The organism is Enterococcus sp. AZ149 (assembly GCF_051714285.1).
Classification (GTDB): domain Bacteria; phylum Bacillota; class Bacilli; order Lactobacillales; family Enterococcaceae; genus Enterococcus_D; species Enterococcus_D entomosocium.
In genome coordinates this window covers 935,910-958,529 of the sequence record NZ_JBIORO010000001.1, presented here as the reverse complement: position 1 = coordinate 958,529, position 22,620 = coordinate 935,910, and the positions used below count along the sequence as shown (strand labels likewise).

Genomic DNA, 22,620 nt, shown 5'->3' with positions numbered 1-22,620 from the left:
TCACTTTAGATATCAAAAAAATTGGTATCTGCTAATGTTTGGGCAGTGCCTTCAATTTCCATACCCTTAGGCGTGCAAAGAAAAATTTCATCGCCAACACGCTTGATATCACCATCTTCAGCGTACACTGTTCCTGTTAAAAAATCAACTATTCGACGAGCTTGGTACTCTTCAATTAAATGAAAATTAACAAGTACAGCATCTCCATTGATGACTTGCTTCGCAATCCCCATAGCTTCTGAATAAACGCGTGGTTCTACGATCGTTATTTTTCCAGCCATTTGTGGAGAAGTTTCTTTTGCTTTTGTGTCTTTGACTCTCGTATTAGTTCTTTGTTGCGCCATTGGAACGACTTTTTCTTCCGTCTTAGGCACCGATCTTACTCGTTCAGCCGCCGCTGAGGATTGTTGATAGGCAGCAGTTTGAGGCTGCTGTCTGTATTGATAGGCTTGATTTTGTGGTTGACTTGTTGTATAAGAAGCCGCTTGGCTAGAAGCACGCGTACTCGCTGTTGTTCTAGGGGCGGTAAAAGCTCCTCCTTGGTTCACAGCTGGTTTCGCTGCCGTGCGTGCCGGTTCTTCAGTGGCAAATGTTTCTTCATAATAATCTTCTTCGTCAGTCAATCCAAAAAAATTGGTCAGTTTCTCTTTGAGCGACATCGGTCAACCTCCTTTTTTATTGAAATAATGCTGTTCCTACACGAATAAATGTTGCGCCTTCTTGAATCGCAATGGGAAAGTCATTACTCATTCCCATACTCGTTTCTAAGCAAGGGGCATGTGTAAGATGCAGGTCAGCGATCTGTTGTTGAATCCTTTTTAATTCTTTGAAAATCTGATGCTGCTCGTCTTTGGAAGCAGTGAGCGGGGCCATCGTCATCAATCCAACAACACGAATTTTGTCGAACGAAGCGAGTGCTTCAATAAAAGCCACCACCTCTTCTACGAAAATCCCTTGTTTCGTTGCTTCCTGCGAAACATTCACTTCCACAAAGCAGTTGATCGGATGCTCTGCTCGTTTTTGAATTTCTTGTGCCAGTTTGATTGAATCCAACGCATGGAAAAAATCAATCTCATTTATAACTGATTTTACCTTTCTGCGCTGTAAATTACCAATAAAATGCCAACGGACATCTGGGTAATCAGTTAATGCTGCCTTTTTTTCAAGTAGCTTTTCTACTCGATTTTCTGCACAATCACGCACACCATTTTCTAGAAGTTCTCTTGTCGTTTCTGTATCGACGGATTTTGTCACAGCTGTCAAACAGACCTCACTGGCATTTCTAGAAACAAGAGCACAGGAGTCCTGTATCTCTTGCTGGATCTTGTGCAAGTTCTCAGAAATCATGTGCTCTGCCCCCTAGCGTTTACGACGGAAAAATGGTGGTGTGCTTAATTCGTCGTCATCATTCGAGCGTACTTCATCACGGCTGAAGGTGTCGAATTCTTTCTTTTCTACATTTTCAAATGTGTTTTCTTCTACTTTAGGTCGTACATTTTGTTCTTTACGGATATCCCAATCACCAAAACCATTGCTTTCTTCTGCTTGTGCAGGACGCGCTTGGTCCATATCTAAGGTTGGTTTTTGTGGGATAGAATGAATTTGGCTTTGACTTTGTCTGCTAGAGCGAGACCCACGTTCTTTTTTAGAAGGGTCAATGCCAGTTGCAATGACAGTCACACGGATTTCATCGCCTAAGTCTTCATTGATTGATGTACCTAAAATAATATTTACATCACCTGTTGCCGCATGAGCGACGATATCAGAAGCATCTTGTGCTTCAAATAAAGTCATGTCCAATCCGCCAGTGATGTTCAATAGCACTTGTTCAGCACCATCGATCGATGTTTCTAGCAATGGTGAAGAGATTGCTTTTTTCGTTGCTTCGATCACGCGTTCTTCGCCGCTAGCAACACCGATTCCCATCAAAGCGGTGCCTTGATTTTCCATCACTGTTTTCACATCAGCGAAGTCTAAGTTGACATAGCCAGGTGCAGTGATCAAGTCTGAGATCCCTTGAACCCCTTGACGCAAGACATTGTCTGCTTCACGGAATGCTTCAAGCATTGGCGTTTTCTTGTCAACAACTTCTAACAAACGGTTGTTTGAGATGATCAATAAGGTATCGACATTCTCTTTTAATTTAGCGATTCCTTCAGCAGCAAAACGGCCGCGTTTTGGTCCTTCAAATGTAAACGGACGAGTAACGACGCCGACTGTCAATGCCCCGATTTCTTTGGCAATTTTAGCTACGATCGGTGCAGCACCGGTCCCGGTTCCGCCACCCATACCAGCGGTAATGAAAATCATATCTGCGCCTTCTAATGATTCACGAATAGAATCTTCACTTTCTTCTGCTGCTTTTTGACCAACTTCTGGTTGTGAACCAGCACCAAGACCACGGGTATATTTAGGGCCTAATTGAATGACTGTTTCTGCTTTTGAATTTTTTAATGCTTGAACGTCAGTGTTGGCTGCAATAAATTCTACGCCTTTGACATTTTCTTCGATCATACGATTGACTGCGTTGCCGCCACCACCGCCGACTCCGATGACTTTGATCACAGCGCCGTCATTGATGTTATTATCAATTGAAAATTCCATAGTTTATCTTCCTCCTGAGAATCGTTTTAGATTATTCAAAGATATTTGAGAAGAAATCTTTTACTCGGTTTGTGATCGACTCACCTTTTTTCTCTTCTTCTGTTTCTTCATAAGTTTCTTCTGGAGCTTCATATTGTTCGTAATGCACTTCTTGTTGTTGAATGGCAACGGGCTGTTGCGCGACTGTTTTTTCACCAGTGATCGCACTTTTGGCAAGCTGATAGACTTCGCTTAAGTTTGCTGAATAGTCAACGATACTGATTACATTGGTGAATACAGGATTTCTAAGTCCCATATGATTAGGAACGTAAAGCTTAACGTTTGTTTCGAATACTTCTTGAGCCAAATCTACGACACCCGGCAGGCTTGCAGCACCACCAGTCAAAATCACGCCACCTGGCAAATCAAGTCCATCAATTTCATCTAAGACTTCTTTTGATTTGGTAAAAATCTGTTCCATACGTGCTTCGATGATTTCTGACAAATAGCGTTCATCGATCTTCACAGGTTCTGATTTCCCAATCACATCCACTGGAAATTCTTCACTAGCGGACGTCCGTTCAGGATACGCATCCCCATAATTGATTTTTAATGCTTCTGCATTGTTGAAGGAGGTATTTAAAACTGTCGAAATGTCTTTTGTGACAAATTCGCCACCCTCTTGGTTCACATGGGTAAATTTCAATTGCTTGTCGTGCATCGCTGATGTCGTCGTTTGGCCGCCGCCGATGTCGATAACGATCGTACCAAAATCTTTTTCACCATCAGATAAAATCGATTCTGTCAGTGCTAATGGCGTAATGACTACTTCATTAACGATCAGACCAGATTTTTCCACACATTTACGAATGTTGTGAATGATGGTTTTTGGTCCTGTATAAACCACACCAAACATCTCTAGGCGAACACCGATCATGCCACGAGGATCTTTGATCCCTTCAAAACCATCCACTGTAAATTCTTGCGGTAAGATAGCAATGATCTGTCTTTCAGGAGGGGTTGAACGTACAAGTGCTGCGGAAGCAACATTGCGGACGTCTTCGTCGGTGATCTCTTTTGATTCACTGTTGACAGCGATCATCCCTTGACAATTTTCCACTTCAAGAAGATTGGCTGGTACACCAACACTTACACTGCGAATTTGAATTCCTGCTTTTTCTTCTGCTTGTCTTACTGCTCTTTGAATGGCTTGTACCGTTTTATCGATATCTACAATGATGCCACGGTTGATTCCTTCTGATTTTGCATTTCCTACACCAATGATATTCATTTGGCTGTCAACGTATTCGGCTACTACAACTTTTACAGATGTCGTACCGATATCAAGGCCAACATACATTCCCGTTTTTGCCATGGATGGGGTTCCCTCCTACTTAAATTGGATATATAGCGAACCATCACAGTCCGTTTTTAGAGTTCATTCGAATAATTTGTTCACTGTTACCAATTCTACCATATAATGGCGCTTTTTAGAAACAAGTTAATGAAAAAAACTCTTGAATTTTTCCTAAGAATCACTATCAGCTGTTTGATTTTCGTCTGCATCGTCTTCTTGTGTATTTGAAATTGGGTAAGTAAAGATCCCAACTTCCATATCCACAATACTGTCCTCGGTCAAATCTTTGGCAATTTGCGGATAATACTGCATTTGACTCACCATATTTGAGATATTGACAATCACTTGATTGCCATCATTCATAAAGAGAGTTAACAGTTCATCATTGCTGTCACGGGGGGTGTATTTGATTTGAGAAATGCCATCTCGAATTTCTGAACTTAATTCTTGATAGGCACTGAGTGTCGCCTTGATTTTGTCTTCAGCCGAAAAATTTTCTAAAACCGGCAATCCTTCCTCTGGCTGCTCACTGATATCATCCAAAACAGCGCCATTTTCCAAAACTGGTGCATAGCCGCCATCTTTGGCTAATAAAGCCACTTCCTGGAATTCAGTGACAGTGATATCAAAACGATTAATACCAGATAAAGAAATAGAAGCATTTTTTATGCGCGGCAATTCTTTTTTGATTGCTGCTACACTCTGATTCCGTTCAAAAAATTGCGGCCACATCTCTTCATTGACGGCTAGGTCAGAATTTTCGATAATCGCTTCTGCGGATACTTCTTGATTGCCTTTGACCACCACATTAGCCAAACGACTAAGCGGCGAAACAAAATACAAAACAATCAGCAAAGGAATCATCAGTAAACCGATAATCAGCGCTAAACGGCGAATCAATACTTGATTGCGGTACGCCTTTAGATTAGGTAGCCGGTCAGCAAAGGAGCGAGCCTTTTTTTCTGGCTCAGGCAGCTCTTCTTTCCCAGCGTCGGTTTCTTCTATCGCTTGTTCTGCTTCAAAAAGTGCTTCTTCTGCCAACTCCTCTTCATCTTCATGCGCTTCTTTCATGTCTTCTGTTTCTTCAGAAGCGGGTGAAGACCAAGCTGGCTGATTGCCTTTTTCTTGCAAATATTTTAGATTTTCTTTTTGCCAAGGGGTCAACTCTTCCGTTGACGAGGGGGTTTGATCATCATGAGGTGTTTTGTCTTTACTAATGATAATCGCTCCTTTCTATCCCACACATTGTACTATTTGATTACCTCTTGCACAAGTCGAAATAATCGTTCCGAGGCATCGCTGATCCCTTGTTCTTTTGAGGCTTTGGCCATCTTACTACGAAGGGCTTCATCTTGCATGATACTATCTACTGCTTCCACGAGGTTTTGGCTGTTTAGTTCATGATCGGCAATCATTTTGACTGCTCCTGCATTGGCTAAACTTTGGGCGTTCTTAGTTTGGTGGTCATTAGTCACATAAGGGCTAGGAATCAGAATTGCTGGAATCCCTAATGCCGTAAATTCGGCAATCGATGTGGCGCCTGCTCGTCCAATCAACAAATCACTATTTGCCATCACTTCTGCCATTTGATCGATATAGGGACGAATACTGATATTAGGGAAAGCATCTTTTGACATCCCGATTTTTTCTTCGATCTCTTTGTAATACCTTTCCCCAGATGCATAAAGTAACTGATACTCTTTTTGAGCAAAAAGCGGCAGCGCATCAATGATCGCTTGGTTGATTTTCAGAGCTCCTTGACTCCCACCAAAAACCAAAACCGTTTTTTTCGCCGGATTTAAATCGTAAGAAGACAAAATCGTCGACTTTTGACTATTCCGTACTTCTTGACCCCTGGGATTGCCCACAAGCACCGTTTTCTTCGCTGGAAAGTATTGAGAAGCATCGTGAAAAGCAATGGCGATTTTATCCACATACTTGGTTAGAAACTTATTGGTGATTCCAGGAACACTATTTTGTTCATGAATAATGGTAGGTATTTTCAACTTCGCTGCAGCAAAGACCACGGCGCCAGAAACATAGCCGCCGGTGCCAATCACCACATCCGGTTGAAACTCCTTGATGATTTTCTTTGCTGCATAATAGCTTTTCATGAAAAGCTGGATCGTTTTTACGTTATCAAAAGACAGCTTACGCTTAAAGCCTTGAATCTCTAACGTTTTAAAAGGAATACCTGTTGGAGGGACGATTTTATTCTCCAAGCCCCTTGTTGCACCAATGTATAAAAATTCGGCTGTCGGGTCAATCTCTTTTACGTAATCGACAAAAGACAACGCTGGATAGATGTGGCCGCCAGTACCGCCGCCAGTCACAAGTATTTTCATGTCCTTCACTCATTTCTATTTAAGTTCTGCTACTGCCGCCATAAATTTGTCGCCTCGAACTTCAAAATTAGGGTATTGATCCCAACTTGCATTCGCCGGTGACAATAGAATCGTATCTCCAGCAGCACTTAAAGAAAAGGCAACTGGGACGGCTGTTTCAACATTGTCTGTCATTTCAATCGTTTTTACGCCAGCTGCTTGAGCGGCTGCGGCTAATTTTTCTTTTGTTTCTCCAAACACTACGATAGCTTTGAGTCCTTTTAGTGCTGGAACCAACTCATCAAAACTGTTACCACGGTCCAAGCCGCCTGCCAATAAGACCAATTTCTCATTGTCAAAACCGCCTAAGGCCATTTCTGTTGCTAAGATGTTGGTTGCTTTGGAATCATTGAAAAATTTCACCTGATTGATGGTGGTGACATACTGGGTCCGATGAGGTACCCCAGTGAAGGTTTGCAACGCTTGTTTGATTGCTTCGTTTGGCATATTGCAAAGTTTTCCAACAGCGATCGCCGCTAAGGCATTTTCAATATTGTGTGCCCCTGGTACGCCAAGTTCCTCCGCTGCCATAATTGCTTCTTCTTTATAGTAGAGCATCCCATCAAGCATATATGCTCCTGCTACTTTTTCCTTGGTGGAAAAAGGAATGATTTTCGCCTTTGATTTGGCCGACAGTGCTTCTAGTTCCGGTTGGTTCCAGTTGATCACTAAATAATCGTCAGCGGTCATTCGTTGTTGCAAGCGCCATTTTGCTAAGACATATTCCGGGCGACTACCATGGTAATCGATATGGGCTTCATATATATTCGTGATGACAGCGATTTTCGGCCGTAAGGTATCGATTCCCATCAATTGGAAACTTGAAAGCTCCATCACCAAGCGATCTTCAGGCTTAGCTGTTTGAGCAACGGAACTTGCAGGAAACCCGATATTTCCAGAAAGCAAAGCCTGTCCTTTTTCCATTCCAGCATTCAAGACATTGGCGATCATAGTCGTTGTGGTGGTTTTTCCATTCGTACCAGTAATACCGATAATCGGCGCTTCAGAGATTTGATACGCTAGTTCCACTTCCGTGATCACAGGAATTTTTTTCTCTAAAGCTTTTTGAACAAGAGGTTGTGAATAGGGGATCCCTGGATTTTTAACGACTAGCGAAAATCCTTCATCCAATAATTCAATCGGGTGGCTGCCAGTGATCACTTTGACCCCTAAAGCCAAAAGATCTTGTGCTTCTGGATTTTCAGCAAATGGCTTTCCGTCATTAACGGTCACAAGTGCGCCCAAATCATGTAACAATTTGGCCGCACTGAATCCACTACGCGCTAATCCTAGCACAAGAACTTTTTTATTTTGATATGTTGTAATTTTTTTCATTTTCTTCATCTCCTACCATACAAGGGCTATTGTGAGCAACGAGCAACCTAACGCGATACACCAAAACACAGTGTCGATCTTCCACTCAGACCATCCGCTCATTTCAAAATGATGATGGATGGGTGACATCTTGAAGATTCGTTTGCCTGTTAATTTGAATGAGGCAACTTGCAGCATCACGCTTGCTGTTTCACAAACATAGACCAGTCCGACAAGCAATAGGGTCCATTCTTGGTGTAAAAGAATCGAGATAGCTGCCAGCAGACCGCCTAAAGCCAGTGAGCCGACATCCCCCATAAAGATTTTTGCCGGTTTGCGATTGTAGGGAAAGAAGCCGATCAATCCGCCGATGATCGCAAGACAAACGATTAACACATCGATTTGATCTTGTCGCCAAGCAATCAGTGCGTAAGTTGAAAAAGAAATCGTGCCCAGTCCTGCGACTAGCCCATCGATACCGTCCGTCAAGTTGACTGCATTTGAAAAACCAACAAGCCAAAAAATGACGAACAAGCCATAAAAAATCGATAGCGACACGTCTATCCCAAAGAAATTCAGTACATCCGCATTGCCTTCGGATCGGAAAACAAAGTAAAAGACGAGTCCGCCTAAAATCTGTCCAATCAGCTTTTGCAACGAGTTCAGCCCCATATTTCGTTTGCGGAAAATCTTGATGAAGTCATCAAGAAATCCTAATGCACCATAAACCAAGGTAATGAACAAAAGAATGAACAATGAAGCAGTCAATTGATTTTGCCATGCTCCTACCCAGATGGCAGTGATCATTGCAGAAATCAAAAATACAAACCCACCCATCGTTGGTGTACCGGCCTTTACATTGTGCCATTTGGGGCCGTCACCACGTATTTCCTGTCCGTATTTCTTCATTTGAAAATAGCCGATAAACAAAGGCATTGTGGCTGTTACGATCGCAAAGCCACTTGCCAAAGGTAATATCATCTCTGTCCATTCCATATTGTTCTCTCCTATTTATTCGTTTTCACTTAGTGTAAACTTGATCGATTGTCCTGATAATTCGGTGTATGGTTCCACGCTTTGTTTGGTACAATAGCCGTTTCCTTCAAAACTGACGTCTACATTCAGCAGACTACCAAATTTGATTAAGTCTGCTTTTGACCAAGAAGTCGTATCCGGCATATAGTACTTATCGCTGTCGGTAACGAGCAGTACCCGTCCGCCAGGCATGATCGAAGTCCCACTGTCAACCGATTGGGCAATGACTTTTTCACCATCCCCGATGACTACCGGGATCAATCCAGCTTTTTGAACATCCGTTGCAGCCGATTCTGTATCGAGATTGCGATAATCCCCCACAGTTGTTTCGCTACCAGATGTTGTGCTTTCTTCTAATGCAGAGTTTTTCAGATCCATGACCCGTTTCATCAATGGATTGGCAATTTCACCCAACACGGTGCTTTCGTGCTTCTCTGGTAATTTAATCGTCAAATACAAAATGTATTCTGGTTCTTCTGAAGGAAACATCAAAACAACGGAATATAGATAATTGGTGCCACCAGACAAATACTTACCGGTTGTTGGATCGGCTACTTGGGCCGTCCCTGTTTTTGCAGAAATGTTGTAGCCAGGTAATTCATAAACGCCATAGGCACTTCCATAATTTTCACTCTCGACAACATCACGCATATATTCACGGACCTCTGTTGCAGCCTCTTTTGTGATCGGATGGCCGACCTCTTCTGGTTGCGTGACCGTTTCTTCTCCAGTATTGCCATCAACGATTTTACTAATAAATTGTGGTTTCAGCATCGTTCCATTATTTGCGACCGATGTGAAAGCCTGCATCATTTGGAAATTCGTCACACCAATCGCTTGACCAAAGGAAGTCATCGCTTGGCTGACAGGATTATCTTCTGGGGTGATTCCAGTATTTTCGTTAGGCAATCCTGAATAGGTGCTACGGCCAAAGCCAAATTCTTTTAAGTATTGTTGCCAACGATCAGCCATCCGCTGCTCCAAGGTCACCATTCCGATATTACTGGACCATGAAAGAGCTTGGCGCATCGTCAGTGTTCCTTTTTGACCAAAGTCCCAGTCATTGATGGTTGCATCGTAAAGTTTTAATCCATCAGGACTTGGGGTAAAGGTTTCGTTCTCATTGAAGATGCCTTGATCGATGGCAGCTGCTGTCGTCAAAATCTTCATGGTTGATCCTGGCTCATAGTTGTCTTCAACTAACAGATTTTGCCAATCATTGATCGAATCCAAATTTTCTGGATTGTAGGTTGGTCGTTGTGCCATCGCTATGATTTCGCCGGTTTTGGCATCCATTAAGTTCGCTGTTAAGTTTTCTGGTTTGTTTTCTTTAAAGACGCTGTCCATCAGCGTTTCCAAATAGCTTTGGATTCGACTATCGATGGTGGTATAAACGTCTTTTCCGTCAACGGCTGCGACGGTCTCTGCTACTGTTCCGGGCAGCGGGTTTTGATTGTTATCTTTTTGATAAACGATCTCACCATCAGTTCCCGATAATACATCATTGTAAGCAGCTTCCAACCCAGTTTTGCCGACTAGACCAGTATCGTCATCATTGGCAACAGCATACCCGATAAAGTGAGAAGAAAAGACCCCATTCGGATAAAGGCGAGCTGGATGGCTATCAAAATGGAAGCCGGCAATATCTTCTTTTTCCATCGCATCTTCGATCGCATTTTTTTGTTCCAATGTAATATTATTTCCCTTGCTCCCAAAAGAGACCCGCCACAATTGTTGCTCAAGGCCATCCTCTAACGTATTGACTGCTGTTTCTTGATCAATGGACAATACATCTGACAAAATTTTGGCCAACTTATTGAAGTTTGCTTTTTCTGCAAAGAGATTTTTGTTGCCATCTTTGTAATTCTGATTCAAAACAGCATAAATGGAATACGAGGTCACATCTTCGGCGATCGGAATCCCATTACGGTCATAGATTGTTCCACGTTTCGCTTTGATCACTTCGCTGCCTTCATAAAGATTTTTGGTCTTTTCTGCTAATGAAGTTCCCGCGACATCCCCGACAATGACGATATAGCTCAAACGCGTGACAAACAAAAAGAACAATCCAATACTCGTAGCAAAGAGAATAATACCTACTTTTTTGCGATTGTTCGTTGTAGTTTGATTGTTCTTTTTTAAGTATTGCTTGAATTTATCTGTTAACTTCATTTAGTCCACTTTCCTTAAATTGCCATCATCGATCGACAATCCATTATCCTCAGCAATCTTTTGGATGCGCTCGGTTTTAGAAAGTTCATTTTTCTCTTGTTCCAACTGTTCTGCTTGTGTTGTTTTCTCAGTGATATCCGATTGGATCAAGGAAATATCATGCTCAACTTGGCTGATATTGGTCCGAATATTGATGGTCAAGATTGCCAACGTCAATACAGCGATAATCACAAAGGCAGCAATCAGTTTTTCTAGAGTAGAAATACTTTTTAACCGACGAGCCGGAGATGCTGGTACACGGATGACCTCAGGACGCTGGGGATCAGTAGGCAGTTTTTCAGTTGTCGGTTCAGAGTGATCCAAAGGTTGTGATTCAAGAGGTTCTCTGAATTCATAGTCATGAACTTTTAGTTCTGCCATAGTTGTTACCCTTCGCTTTCCTTGATTTTTTCCGCGATTCGTAGTTTCGCACTACGAGAACGATTATTTTCAGCTACTTCTTCCTCAGTAGGAAGCAGTGGTTTTCTTGTTATAAGTTTTAGTGTTGGTTGAAATTCTTCTGGTATCATCGGCAGACCTGGTGGCATATCCTTTGGTGTACTGTATTCCTTGAACATCGATTTCACAATGCGATCTTCTAATGAGTGGAACGTGATCACACTGACACGTCCGTTGACTGCTAAAAGATGAATGGCTTGTTCAAGTGATTCTTCAATTACACCTAGCTCATCATTGACTGCAATTCGAATGGCTTGGAAAACCCGTTTTGCTGGGTGACCGCCCTTTCTTCTTGCTGGAGCTGGAATGGCTGTTTTGATGATATCGACCAATTCCCCTGTTGTTTCGATGGGATGATCTTGTCTCACCCGCTCGATTTCCCGAGCGATTTGTTTTGAGAATTTTTCTTCTCCATAACGGAAGAAGATTTTGACTAATTGATGGTAGTCGAATTGATTGACCACTTCATAGGCAGTCAATGCTGCAGTTTGATCCATCCGCATATCCAGCGGTGCATCTTGGTGGTAGCTAAAGCCACGTTCGGCTTCATCTAATTGGGGTGAGGAAACACCTAAATCATACAAAATACCATCGACTCGGCTTACGCCGTGTTGATTCAATGCTTCCTTTAAATAGCGGAAATTACTTTTAATAAACGTGACCATCCCTTTAGCAACATAAGGTGCTAAACGTTCTTTTGCATGGTCGATGGCGGTTTGGTCTTGATCAAAAGCAAAGAGATGTCCTTCTTCAGACAGTTGTGACAATAAATATTCACTATGACCAGCTCCACCTAATGTACAATCGACATAGACGCCTTCTGGACGAATTGATAATCCATCAACGGTCTCCTGTAGCATAACGGTGTAGTGTTGAAAATCTGCCATGTGTTTTTCCTCTTCCTATCAAGCCTATAAGCCAAAGTCGATCATTGTTTCAGCAATTTCATCAAAGTTTTCTTCTGCTTCTTCAGAGAATGCTTGCCAACGCGTTTCATCCCAAATCTCGATTCGATTTGAAACCCCGATGATCACGCAGCTTTTAGTAAGGTCTGCATGATTTCTCAATGTAACAGGGATATTGATTCGTCCTTGTTTATCGATCTCGCACTCTGTTGCAGCAGAATAAAAGAAGCGGACAAATGTCCGAGCATCCTTTTTCGCTAAAGGCATTTCGTTTAGTTTTTCTTCAAGTTTTTCCCATTCAGATAAGGGGTAGCCAAATAAACAGCCATCTAATCCACGTGTCACAACAAATTTTTCTCCGAGTTTTTCTCGTAGTTTTGAAGGGACGATTAGTCGGCCTTTTGCATCTATCGAATGTTGAAATTCACCCATAAACATCGATAAATAACCCCCGATCTCCACCTGATATTCACAGTCTACCACAATCCCCCACTTTCTACCACAAATTATATGAAATTTGAAAGGGAAGTTGTTTGACTTTTCTTTACCAAATGAACAAAAAGAGGAAATCAGACTCCTTAAAGTCTTTAAAAAAACTTTAAGTAAAAAAATGGACGTTTATCAAGGGGCAAAACACTATAAGTAACTTACGATATTTAGAATGATCAAAACGACATGAAAAATGATCGTAAATAGAAAAATACTGCGCCAATACATCTTAAAATAGCGACCATATTGGATCTCTTCATAGTAGTACGCCTGAAAGACGGCCAGTAGAATGCCTAATAAAAAAATGGAGATCAAATAATACAATGTGATTGCTTGATCAAAAGTATATTTTGATAATTGATGAATCCCCACCATTAAAAATGGTACCGCTAAATCCGGTGCCTTCACATGGTAACGATCATTCAACGAAAGTGCAGAAACGATAAAACGACAAGCAAAATAAACGAGCACAGGAAAAATATACCAAAACAAAACGATTGGATTAAATCCAGACATACAGCAAAATCCTTTCTAACAACTAGTGTCACTATACTTTATTTTCTTTACATCCATGTTTCAGTTCTTTTAAAAATTTAAGCCGGAATAAGACAGCCATGAAATTTTTTAAGGAGGCTCTTATTTCAACAACTAACTTTTGAAAGTTTTAAAGAATGTATTTCTTTACCTATTAAAACAGAAGGGCGTAGCTTCAACAAGCCTATCTTGCCATTCTAACGAATTTTTTTATGGTGAAATTGAAATTTTCTTAATTTCTCCTTGGATCAACTTGAGTTCTTGAGAAATTGAGGGTAAACTGTCACTAGAATAACTCTAAAAGGTGGATTAGAATGAACGAGAAAAAACCAAAAAGTACCTTTGCAAAAATCACGCAAGTCGTGATCTGGACCATGCTTATTCTCACTGTCGGCTCGATTTTCTTAGCAGCGTACACAAGTATTATGGGTTAATCCTATTAAAAATGCCCTTTTCCAAAATGATGGCTTCCATCTTTTGGAAAAGGGCATTTTTTTAAAGTAACGGTGACACAAGACGTGCCAGGCCTTCCTTGATCTTGATCGTCAATTTTCTTTGTTGATATGCTTCGATCGTTAATGGTTTGGAATCGATCGAATCCGCCAGAAACGCTTCTTTTGTTTGAGTCGCAAGTTGCGCGTCATAGATAATCGTATTGACTTCAAAATCCAGACGAAAGGATCGAACATCGATGTTTGCTGAGCCAATCGATACAAGCCCACTATCTATAATCATCGTTTTCGCATGCATAAACCCTTTCTCATAGGTTTCAATGATTGCGCCAAAATGAAGCAGCTCAGCCGCAAAGGAATAGGTCGCCCAGTAAACCAAGGGATGATCTGGTTTGTTCGGAATTTGTATATGAACTTTCACCCCAGAGAGCAGTGCTAACTTTAAGGCGTTATGAATGGCTTCATCCGGAATATAATACGGCGTTTGAATTAGGATTTCTTTCTTGGCTAAATTGATCATTTTCAAATACGTCATTTTAATTTCTTCATGTTCCGTATCAGGACCACTAGTGATGACTTGGGCTGCGACTGTCCCCGCTTGTTTGATTTCAGGAAACAAAGAAGGATCATATTTGATCTCCAAGGCATGTTGTGAATTCCAATCCATCAAAAACCGATTTTGCAGCGAATAGACAGCTGAACCGGCAATTCGCAAGTGATTGTCTCGCCAATAACCAAATTTTTCCACTTGTCCTAGATATTCATCTCCCACATTAAAACCGCCTGTATAACCAATCTCACCATCAATCACCACGATTTTACGATGATTCCGATAATTGATTCGCGGATTGACATAAGGAACGAACAAAGGAAAGAAAAAGGCAATTTGCCCGCCATGCAGACGCAATTCATCAAAAAACTTCAATGATACCTGGGTACTGCCCCAAGCATCTAACAAGACTCTTACTTTTACGCCTCGCTTTGCGGCTCGTACCAATGCTTCTTTGACCTCATTTCCCAATGCATCACTGCGATAAATATAATATTCCATATGAATGTGATTTTTTGCCTGTTCGATATCCGCGATCAAGGCATCAAATTTCTGCCGCCCATCGGTATAAAGTGTCATGCTATTGGCTGTCGTATAGAGGGATTGACCAAAGACCGTCAACAGATAGACTAACTGCTGGACTTCTACTTGAGCAGTCGGCGGATGCGGAAACAAATGACGCGCGAGCGCTTGTTTTTGTTCTTCTAATTCAACGTTTAGACCAATCTTTGCTTGTGAGCGCATATCGAAAATCTTTTCCTTGGAAATTCCTCTACCAAAGAAAAAGTAAAGCACAAAACCAACGATTGGGATGAACATCAAGACCAAAAGCCAGGCCCATGTCTGAGCAGTCTGACGTCTCTCTCTGAAAATGATAATGATTGATAACAAAATATTAACTATAAATAAAATGGTTACCAAATTATCCATTACAACCATTTTTCCACCTCTTCCCCGATTTCCCGCTACTAAAGCATATCAAAAAATAGTACCTAAAGTAAAGAAACACTGTGATGAAACAAAAAAAGCCGATCTGACGATCGACTTTAATAAAACATACGTTTAGAATTTTAAAAATCGGCGCATTGATAAGACGGAACCAAGCGAACCAATCACGATACCAATCAGTGCCATCACACCGCACACTTGTATTAGAAACATATTTGGTGCAATTAAGCTGTAATTTGAACGTAGCAAGGATGGATTGACCATTGCATAAACTTGATGATACCCGAAATACATCAACGCAATTGGGACAATTGATCCTAAGAGTCCGATCCAGCCTCCTTCAAGGAAGAATGGCCAACGAATGTAGCCGTTTTTCGCCCCAACCAGACGCATGATTTGAATTTCTCTTTGACGGGACAAAATCGTGATCCGAATCGTATTAGAGATTAGGAACATTGCCACAAAAATCAGTAAGACAGCAGCAGCTAAGCCCCAAGTCCGCACAGCCGCAGACAATTCAAAGATTCGGTCAGAAGAATCTCCACCGTAATCGGCTTTAAAGACATTCGGCAAATCCCCAGCTTGTTCTGCGATCTCTGTCGTATACTCTGGATCTGTTGCACTTACAACAAATACGTTATACAGTGGATTACTGTCGCCTTCGAACAAGTTCCATGAATCCCCCATGGCATCCTGGATCTTCTGCAATTCTTCGTCTCGACTAGAAAATGTCACTTCTGAAACGTTCGGCAGATCATTTAAGGCCTGTTCTAAAGCATCCATGTCTTCTTGTTCTGTACCAATATCAACGAAAACCGACACGTCCACATTCTCACGAATATCTTCGGCTAGTTTTGTTGCATTTAAGATTACACCTAGAAAAATACCGACTAATGTTAATGTGATCGTCACGGCACTCAATGACGCGATAGTCATCCAGCCGTTACGCTTTAAACTTTTAATACTCTCCAGGAGATGACGGAAAAATGTTCTAATCATCGTAACCATATTCTCCTTCCGCTTGGTCGCGAATAATGCGGCCATTCTCAATCGCGATCACGCGATGACGAATCGTATTTACGATCGTACTATTATGGGTCGCCATAACGACCGTTGTTCCTTGTGCATTGATTCGATCAAGCAATTTCATGATTTCCCATGAGTTTTCAGGATCTAGATTTCCGGTTGGTTCATCCGCAATCAATACCTTTGGTGTATTTACGATGGCACGAGCGATCGACACCCGTTGTTGTTCCCCACCGGAAAGCTCACTTGGAAAGACCCGAACTTTATGTTTCAGTCCGACCAAATCCAAAACTTCCATCACCCGTTTTTTGATATCACGGGGTTTGCGTCCGATAACTTGCATTGCATAAGCAACATTTTCAAAGACCGTTTTCCGCGGTAAAAGTTTGTAGTCTTGGAAGACCACGCCGATTTCCCGGCGCATCAAAGGGATCTCACGGTTTTTCATGCCGACCAAATCATATCCTGCGACATTCAAAACGCCTTTTGTTGCTCTTTCTTCTCGATACATCAATTTGATAAAGGTTGATTTTCCGGCGCCGGATGGTCCAACGACATAGACAAACTCCCCTTGATCAATTGAAATCGAAAGGTTACGGATAGCAGTCGTACCATTAGAGTACTTTTTCATTATATCTTTCATTTCTATCATACAGCTATCTCTCCATCTCAAATTTTCATTCTGGTTTATTATAGCATGAATATATTTCACCTTGCTTGCAACAGATTACAATTGTGTTTCAATCTGTTTAAGTCATACCAGGTTATTTTTGATTCAGTTTCAGCTTCAAATAGGCATCGATAAAGCCGTCCAAATCGCCATCCATGACTGCCTGTACATTCCCAGTTTCGAAATTCGTTCGGTGATCTTTGACCATTGAATAGGGATGGAAGACATAAGAACGAATTTGCGAGCCCCAGCCGATCTCTAATTGCTCGCCTCGCAAGGCTGCTGCTTCTTGTTCTTTCTTTTCGACTTCTAATTGATACAGCTTGGCTTTCAACATCCCCATCGCTTGCTCACGGTTTTTCAGCTGTGAACGCTGGGCTTGGCTAGCGACCACTGTACCTGTTGGAATGTGAGTGATCCGCACAGCAGATTCGGTTTTATTGATGTGCTGTCCACCAGCGCCGCTTGCGCGGTACGTATCGATCTTCAAATCATCTGAGTTGATCTCCACATCGATCGCCCCATCTAATTCTGGCATCACATCCACCGAGCAAAATGACGTATGCCGTCTCTTAGCAGAATCAAAAGGTGAAATACGGACCAAGCGATGCACGCCTTTTTCCGACTTCAAATAGCCATAGGCGTTGTGGCCTTTCACAAGTAATGTGACACTTTTGATCCCCGCTTCATCACCGGCTTGATAGTCCAAAGTTTCCACCTGATACCCATGTTGTTCGCAAAAACGAGTATACATCCGTAACAGCATACTGCCCCAGTCTTGCGACTCGGTACCGCCTGCTCCCGGGTGCAGCTCGATGATGGCATTGTTTCGATCATAGGGTTCATCTAACAACATCGACAATTCATAAGAAGCCATTTTCTCATTTAACTTACCGATTCGCGCATCAAGTTCTGCTTCCATTTCCGGATCGGCTTCTTCTTGAATCATTTCCAACATCACTTCGAGTTCTTCCAATTCTTCTGCTAGCTGATTGAATTGATCGTAAGTCTCTTTGTTGGCATTGTTGGCGTTAATGACTTGTTGAGCTTTTTCTGAATCATCCCAAAAGGTAGGATCTGCCATTTGGTGTTCCGCTTCCGCAATGTCCTCTTCTAACTGATCTAAGTCAAAGAGACCCCCTAAAACTGATTATTTTTTCATTCATCTGGGTCAATTGATTCCGAATATCTGCGATTTCCATTAAAATTCCTTCTTTCTTTTTTTCTTACAAACGAAAGTAGACTGGACAAAAACGTCTGCCAGCCTACTCTCACCTTTTTCAAAACTTGTTACATATTTTTCCCGTGGCAATTCTTGAATTTTTTCCCGCTTCCGCAAGGACAAGGATCATTGCGGCCCACGTTTTTGAAACTTGGCGCTTGGGCAGCCGGTGCTTCTTCTACCCCTTGTGCTTCTCCTTGGGCTACTTGTTCCCGTTGAACGTTTTGGCGGATTTCTGCCTTCATAAACAGACGAGTTACTTCATACTCGATGGCTCCAACCATGTTTTCAAACATATTGAATCCTTCTGTTTGGTATTCAACTAACGGATTGTTTTGTCCATAAGCCCGTAACCCAACCGATTGGCGCAATTGATCCATGGCATCGATGTGGTCGGTCCACTTCGTATCAACGACTCGTAAAATCACTACTTTTTCAAATTCCAGTAATTGTTCTGGACTATTAAGTTGTGTTTTCTTTTGTTCAAAGACTTCTTCTGCCCGTTGGTTTAGATAATCTTTAATCTCTTGAGCTGATTTGCCCTTGATGTCTTCAATACTGATGGTATCTTCATGAACAAGTGCATTGGCAGCAAAATCAACGATTCCTTCATAATTCCAATTGCTTTCTTCTAATTGCGTATGACTGTCAACGACACGGCTGATGGAACGTTTCACCATATTCATTAATTGTGGTGAAAGATCCGTTTCTTCCATGATTACTTCTTGACGTTGTCCGTAAATAACTTCCCGCTGTTCTCGCATTACGTCATCGTATTGCAAGACGTTTTTCCGGGTATCGTAGTTATTCCCTTCCACTCGTCTTTGGGCAGATTCTACTTGTTTTGAAAGCATCTTGCTTTGGATCACGGCATCGCCTTCATCGATTTTCATCCGATCTAAGAACACTTTGATTCGTTCAGAACCAAAACGTTTCATTAAATCATCTTCTAGCGACAGGTAAAATTGCGACATCCCTGGATCTCCTTGACGTCCCGCACGTCCCCGCAACTGGTTGTCGATCCGTCGTGATTCGTGACGCTCGGTACCAATAACTGCCAATCCGCCTAGTTCTGCAACACCAAGACCCAACTTGATATCCGTTCCCCGACCAGCCATATTGGTCGCGATCGTTACAGCGCCTTTTTGCCCAGCATTCAAAATGATTTCCGCTTCTTTAAAGTGATTCTTGGCATTCAATACTTCATGAGGAACTTTCTCCCGATCAAGCATTGATGATAGTAATTCAGAAGTCTCAACAGCGACGGTCCCTACAAGGACTGGTTGCCCTTTGCGGTGACGTTCTTTGATGTCTTGAACGACTGCTTGGAATTTGCTGGTAAGTGTTGGATAAAGCAAGTCCGCACGATCATCCCGTAAGATCGGTTTATTCGTAGGAATCTGAATGACTTGCATGTTATAGATTTCTCTAAACTCTTCTTCTTCCGTTTTCGCAGTACCGGTCATCCCAGACAATTTTTTGTACATCCGGAAGTAGTTCTGGAATGTGATCGTCGCCATCGTTTTGGTTTCATCTTCGATCTCGACACTTTCTTTTGCTTCGATCGCTTGATGCAGCCCGTCAGAATAGCGGCGGCCATCCATGATCCGACCTGTAAATTGGTCAACGATCATTACTTTGCCATCTTGCACCACGTAATCAATGTCACGAATCATGATGTAATTCGCCCGCAACGCTTGGTCCAAGTGATGGGTCAATGCGGTGTTTTCGATATCATACAAGTTTTCTAAGCCGAAGGTCTCTTCCGCTTTTTCGATCCCGCGTTCTGTCAAGCCGATCGTTTTTGATTGAATATCGATTTTGTAGTCTTCTTCTTCCGTCAAGCGTTTGACGAAATTGTCGACCCGATTGTATAGCGCGGTCGATTTTTCTGCTTGTCCTGAAATGATCAATGGCGTTCTCGCTTCATCGATCAAGATCGAATCGACTTCATCGACAATGGCATAGTTTAATGGACGTTGTACCATTTGATGACGATAAACCACCATGTTGTCCCGCAAATAGTCAAACCCTAGTTCATTGTTTGTACTATAAGTGATGTCACAAGCATACGCCGCACGTTTTTCTTCTGCTGATTTTGAGTTGATGTTCAAACCGACTGTCAATCCTAAAAAGTTGTACAGCTCTCCCATCTCAGTCGAGTCACGAGTTGCCAAGTATTCATTGACGGTTACGACATGGACGCCTTGACCACTCAAGGCATTCAAATAAACAGGTAATGTCGCCGTCAAGGTTTTCCCTTCACCGGTACGCATCTCTGGAATATTCCCATCATGCAAGACGATCCCACCCATTAATTGGACGTGGTAAGGATAAAGACCCAAAACGCGTTTTGCAGCTTCACGTACTACTGCAAAAGCTTCAGGTAATAATTTATCCAAAGTCTCTCCCTCTTGGAAACGACGACGAAATTCATCGGTTTTCCCGCGTAATTGTTCATCAGATAAAGCGGCCATTTCATCCGCATGTGATTCAACTTGATTCGCAATATGGTCAAGACGTTTTAATTCTTTTTTGTCGTTTTCGATTAATTTTCTAAAAAAATTGGCCATACCTTAATAATTCTCCTTTTACTTCTGCATTATCCTAGCTGGAAACTCTCCTAACTATTTTAGCACTAGTTCACCATAAATGAAATATTTTTCGATAGAACTATCGCATCAATCTTGCGTGATAAACGGATTCTTAACCTTTTTTCACAGATTTTAAAGAAACGCGGGAAAAAAAACACGCAACAAGCCATTGATCGGCGCTGAAAGTCCAGCACACGCCCAAACGTCTTGTTGCGAAGGTTTGCAAATTATGCCGTTTTAAAACGGGTTTTTAAGAAAGCTAAGAAGAGCATCAGTAGCATGCCTAAAGACTGAATCCCGATCATCAAGACGATATCAGCGCCAATAAATCCTGCCAACATCGCAACGAGAGAGCCTGCCCCCAGTGCATTTAAAATCACGTTCGTGCTTTCTTTGAAGCTGCCGATTGTCGATAGTCGTGATTTTTTCGTCAACCAGAGGAAAAACGCTGCGCCTATGACTAGAATACTATTCATTGCCACCAATAAAAATGCCACTGTGATCGTCTGACTGAAGAAAATCGCTGTCTCGTTGTTGCGATAGAAGCCGTCTTCGATTGCTTTTTGAAACGAAGCCGCATCATCTACTTGATCAGGTGCCATTTCCGCCGTGTAACGCATTTCATAGTGATAAGTTTGTCCATCGATTTCTTCTTTGATGGTCCAGTCTGTTTCCCGAAAATTGATGGCGTATTTCGCTTTTTCAAGAGCCGCTTCTGAAAGCGCAACGCCTATAATGCCCGCTTCTGTTTGCGAAAAGACTTGTGACTCATCCGTTAAAAGTTTGCCATCTTCCAGCTGCAGTTCACTGTATTCGGCTGCTGTTTCAGCAGTCATGAGTGTTTTTGCATGGGGGAAAAATGCTGCAAAGGCTTGATCCGTTTGCTTGCTGATCATCAAGGTCAGCGGGATCATCAGCAAGGACATCAAGAAAATATAGACAAACACTTGCTGCCAGCGATTTAATTTTTTACGCCATGCATAGACTTTTGTTGGAGAAAATATGGCCCCAAAGTATGTTAAGGGAAATCGTTGTTCAGACATCCTATCATTCCTATCCTTTTGTTCCGCCCGAGGTCAAACCTGAAACAAAGTATTTTTGTAAGAAGAAAAACAGTGCAGCAATCGGTACGGCGATCAAAATCGCCCCAGCCGCAAAAAGTGCCACCCGTTGGTTACGGGCATCGTTGATAAAAGTCTGCAGACCGACTGCGACGGTCAAACGCTCTTGTGAGCGAAGCAAGAACCGCGCCAGCAAGAATTCGCCGAATGGCCCCATAAAGGCCCACAATGCTTGGACGGCAACCATTGGTTTTACGAGGGGCAAAACGATTTGCCAAAAGATGCGGAAATGCCCTGCACCGTCAAGTTTTGCTGATTCATCCAAGTCGATCGGTACCGTATCAAAGTACCCTTTCATCAGCCAAGTATTCATGGGAATCCCACCACCGATATAGATCAGTGTCAAGAACCAGAAACTATCTAGGCCGTTTGCTAATAAGCCCATGACATAAAAAGCGGTCAACGCCGACATCGTTGGCACCATCTGAACGATCAAGAACACCATCAAACTGCTCTTACGACCGGCAAAGCGATAACGACTGTAAGTATACCCTGCCAGTGTTACGATCATTACTTGGATCACCATCGTGGAAACAGCCACGATCAAGGTGTTTTTATACCATGTCAAATAGGGGGTTTCATTGAACAATCGTCGAAAGTTGTTCAATGTCCAATCCGCATCAAAATCCAAGCGAAAGGCGATCATATTCCCTGCCTTGAAGGCTGAGGTTGCGGTAATCAACAAGGGATAGATGATAACGATCGATAAAGCGATCATAAACAAGTAGGTAAATAATTTGCTGAAAGAAAACTTTTTCTTTTTCAT

At 42.2% G+C, this 22,620-nt stretch carries 20 protein-coding genes and 2 pseudogenes; 1 reads left to right on the top strand and 21 read right to left on the bottom strand.

Annotated elements, in window-relative coordinates:
• Window positions 1-5: 5 nt before the first annotated feature.
• From IGI94_RS04480 to IGI94_RS04420, 13 genes are all read right to left on the bottom strand, one after another.
• On the bottom strand, window positions 6-659 hold the full coding sequence (locus IGI94_RS04480; RefSeq protein WP_005237276.1) for a cell division protein SepF: 654 nt from the start codon (window positions 657-659) through the stop codon (window positions 6-8).
• Between the two features lie 16 nt (window positions 660-675).
• Window positions 676-1,347: a YggS family pyridoxal phosphate-dependent enzyme gene (locus IGI94_RS04475; RefSeq protein WP_008377340.1), complete on the bottom strand. Its 672-nt coding sequence runs from the start codon at window positions 1,345-1,347 to the stop codon at window positions 676-678.
• A gap of 12 nt (window positions 1,348-1,359) precedes the next feature.
• The gene (ftsZ, locus tag IGI94_RS04470) at window positions 1,360-2,604 is read right to left on the bottom strand and encodes a cell division protein FtsZ (RefSeq protein WP_005237278.1); all 1,245 of its coding nucleotides are present in this window, start codon (window positions 2,602-2,604) and stop codon (window positions 1,360-1,362) included.
• Window positions 2,605-2,635: 31 nt separating this feature from the next.
• Window positions 2,636-3,958, bottom strand: coding sequence for a cell division protein FtsA (gene ftsA, locus IGI94_RS04465; RefSeq protein WP_005237279.1), 1,323 nt, complete (start codon window positions 3,956-3,958; stop codon window positions 2,636-2,638).
• Between the two features lie 153 nt (window positions 3,959-4,111).
• Entirely contained in the window at window positions 4,112-5,104 is a 993-nt protein-coding gene (locus IGI94_RS04460; RefSeq protein ID WP_087664394.1) for a cell division protein FtsQ/DivIB, read from the bottom strand.
• Between the two features lie 86 nt (window positions 5,105-5,190).
• Window positions 5,191-6,285: an undecaprenyldiphospho-muramoylpentapeptide beta-N-acetylglucosaminyltransferase gene (gene murG / locus IGI94_RS04455; protein WP_005237281.1), complete on the bottom strand. Its 1,095-nt coding sequence runs from the start codon at window positions 6,283-6,285 to the stop codon at window positions 5,191-5,193.
• 15 nt (window positions 6,286-6,300) lie between these two features.
• The gene (murD, locus tag IGI94_RS04450) at window positions 6,301-7,659 is read right to left on the bottom strand and encodes a UDP-N-acetylmuramoyl-L-alanine--D-glutamate ligase (protein ID WP_042890037.1); all 1,359 of its coding nucleotides are present in this window, start codon (window positions 7,657-7,659) and stop codon (window positions 6,301-6,303) included.
• 12 nt (window positions 7,660-7,671) lie between these two features.
• Entirely contained in the window at window positions 7,672-8,634 is a 963-nt protein-coding gene (gene mraY, locus IGI94_RS04445) for a phospho-N-acetylmuramoyl-pentapeptide-transferase (RefSeq protein WP_005237283.1), read from the bottom strand.
• Window positions 8,635-8,649: 15 nt separating this feature from the next.
• Entirely contained in the window at window positions 8,650-10,845 is a 2,196-nt protein-coding gene (locus tag IGI94_RS04440) for a penicillin-binding transpeptidase domain-containing protein (RefSeq protein ID WP_008377336.1), read from the bottom strand.
• The gene (gene ftsL, locus IGI94_RS04435) at window positions 10,846-11,265 is read right to left on the bottom strand and encodes a cell division protein FtsL (RefSeq protein ID WP_008377334.1); all 420 of its coding nucleotides are present in this window, start codon (window positions 11,263-11,265) and stop codon (window positions 10,846-10,848) included.
• 5 nt (window positions 11,266-11,270) lie between these two features.
• Entirely contained in the window at window positions 11,271-12,230 is a 960-nt protein-coding gene (rsmH, locus tag IGI94_RS04430; protein ID WP_008377332.1) for a 16S rRNA (cytosine(1402)-N(4))-methyltransferase RsmH, read from the bottom strand.
• Window positions 12,231-12,254: 24 nt separating this feature from the next.
• Entirely contained in the window at window positions 12,255-12,686 is a 432-nt protein-coding gene (gene mraZ / locus IGI94_RS04425; protein WP_005228792.1) for a division/cell wall cluster transcriptional repressor MraZ, read from the bottom strand.
• 198 nt (window positions 12,687-12,884) lie between these two features.
• Window positions 12,885-13,253 carry a DUF3397 domain-containing protein gene (locus IGI94_RS04420; RefSeq protein WP_218193171.1) on the bottom strand — a complete coding sequence of 123 codons (369 nt, stop codon included), beginning with the start codon at window positions 13,251-13,253 and terminating at the stop codon, window positions 12,885-12,887.
• A 332-nt stretch (window positions 13,254-13,585) separates the two neighbouring features.
• On the opposite strand from IGI94_RS04420, the gene IGI94_RS04415 reads away from it, so the two are divergent.
• Window positions 13,586-13,705, top strand: coding sequence for a DUF4044 domain-containing protein (locus tag IGI94_RS04415; protein ID WP_005237290.1), 120 nt, complete (start codon window positions 13,586-13,588; stop codon window positions 13,703-13,705).
• Window positions 13,706-13,766: 61 nt separating this feature from the next.
• Here the strand turns inward: IGI94_RS04415 and cls are convergent, their stop codons facing one another.
• The 8 genes and pseudogenes from cls to IGI94_RS04375 form a co-directional block, all read right to left on the bottom strand.
• A complete protein-coding gene (gene cls, locus IGI94_RS04410; RefSeq protein WP_005237291.1) occupies window positions 13,767-15,212 on the bottom strand; it encodes a cardiolipin synthase in 1,446 nt (481 codons plus the stop codon).
• A gap of 123 nt (window positions 15,213-15,335) precedes the next feature.
• Complete coding sequence (ftsX, locus tag IGI94_RS04405) at window positions 15,336-16,220, bottom strand: permease-like cell division protein FtsX (RefSeq protein ID WP_005237292.1); 885 nt, start codon at window positions 16,218-16,220, stop codon at window positions 15,336-15,338.
• Window positions 16,213-16,899 carry a cell division ATP-binding protein FtsE gene (gene ftsE, locus IGI94_RS04400; protein ID WP_005237293.1) on the bottom strand — a complete coding sequence of 229 codons (687 nt, stop codon included), beginning with the start codon at window positions 16,897-16,899 and terminating at the stop codon, window positions 16,213-16,215. Before ftsE ends, ftsX begins: the two co-directional genes overlap by 8 nt.
• Before the next feature lie 112 nt (window positions 16,900-17,011).
• A protein-coding gene (gene prfB / locus IGI94_RS04395) for a peptide chain release factor 2 (protein ID WP_101495161.1) occupies window positions 17,012-18,119 on the bottom strand; the annotation gives its coding sequence in 2 pieces (ribosomal slippage) (window positions 17,012-18,046 and window positions 18,048-18,119; 1,107 coding nt in all).
• An 88-nt stretch (window positions 18,120-18,207) separates the two neighbouring features.
• Window positions 18,208-18,282: pseudogene (locus IGI94_RS04390) on the bottom strand (SEC-C metal-binding domain-containing protein); the annotation flags it as partial.
• 45 nt (window positions 18,283-18,327) lie between these two features.
• Window positions 18,328-20,712, bottom strand: a pseudogene (gene secA / locus IGI94_RS04385) (preprotein translocase subunit SecA); the annotation flags it as partial.
• A gap of 248 nt (window positions 20,713-20,960) precedes the next feature.
• Window positions 20,961-21,776, bottom strand: a complete 816-nt coding sequence (locus IGI94_RS04380; protein WP_438899492.1) for a DUF1189 family protein — start codon at window positions 21,774-21,776, stop codon at window positions 20,961-20,963.
• 10 nt (window positions 21,777-21,786) lie between these two features.
• A complete protein-coding gene (locus IGI94_RS04375; RefSeq protein ID WP_005237297.1) occupies window positions 21,787-22,620 on the bottom strand; it encodes a sugar ABC transporter permease in 834 nt (277 codons plus the stop codon).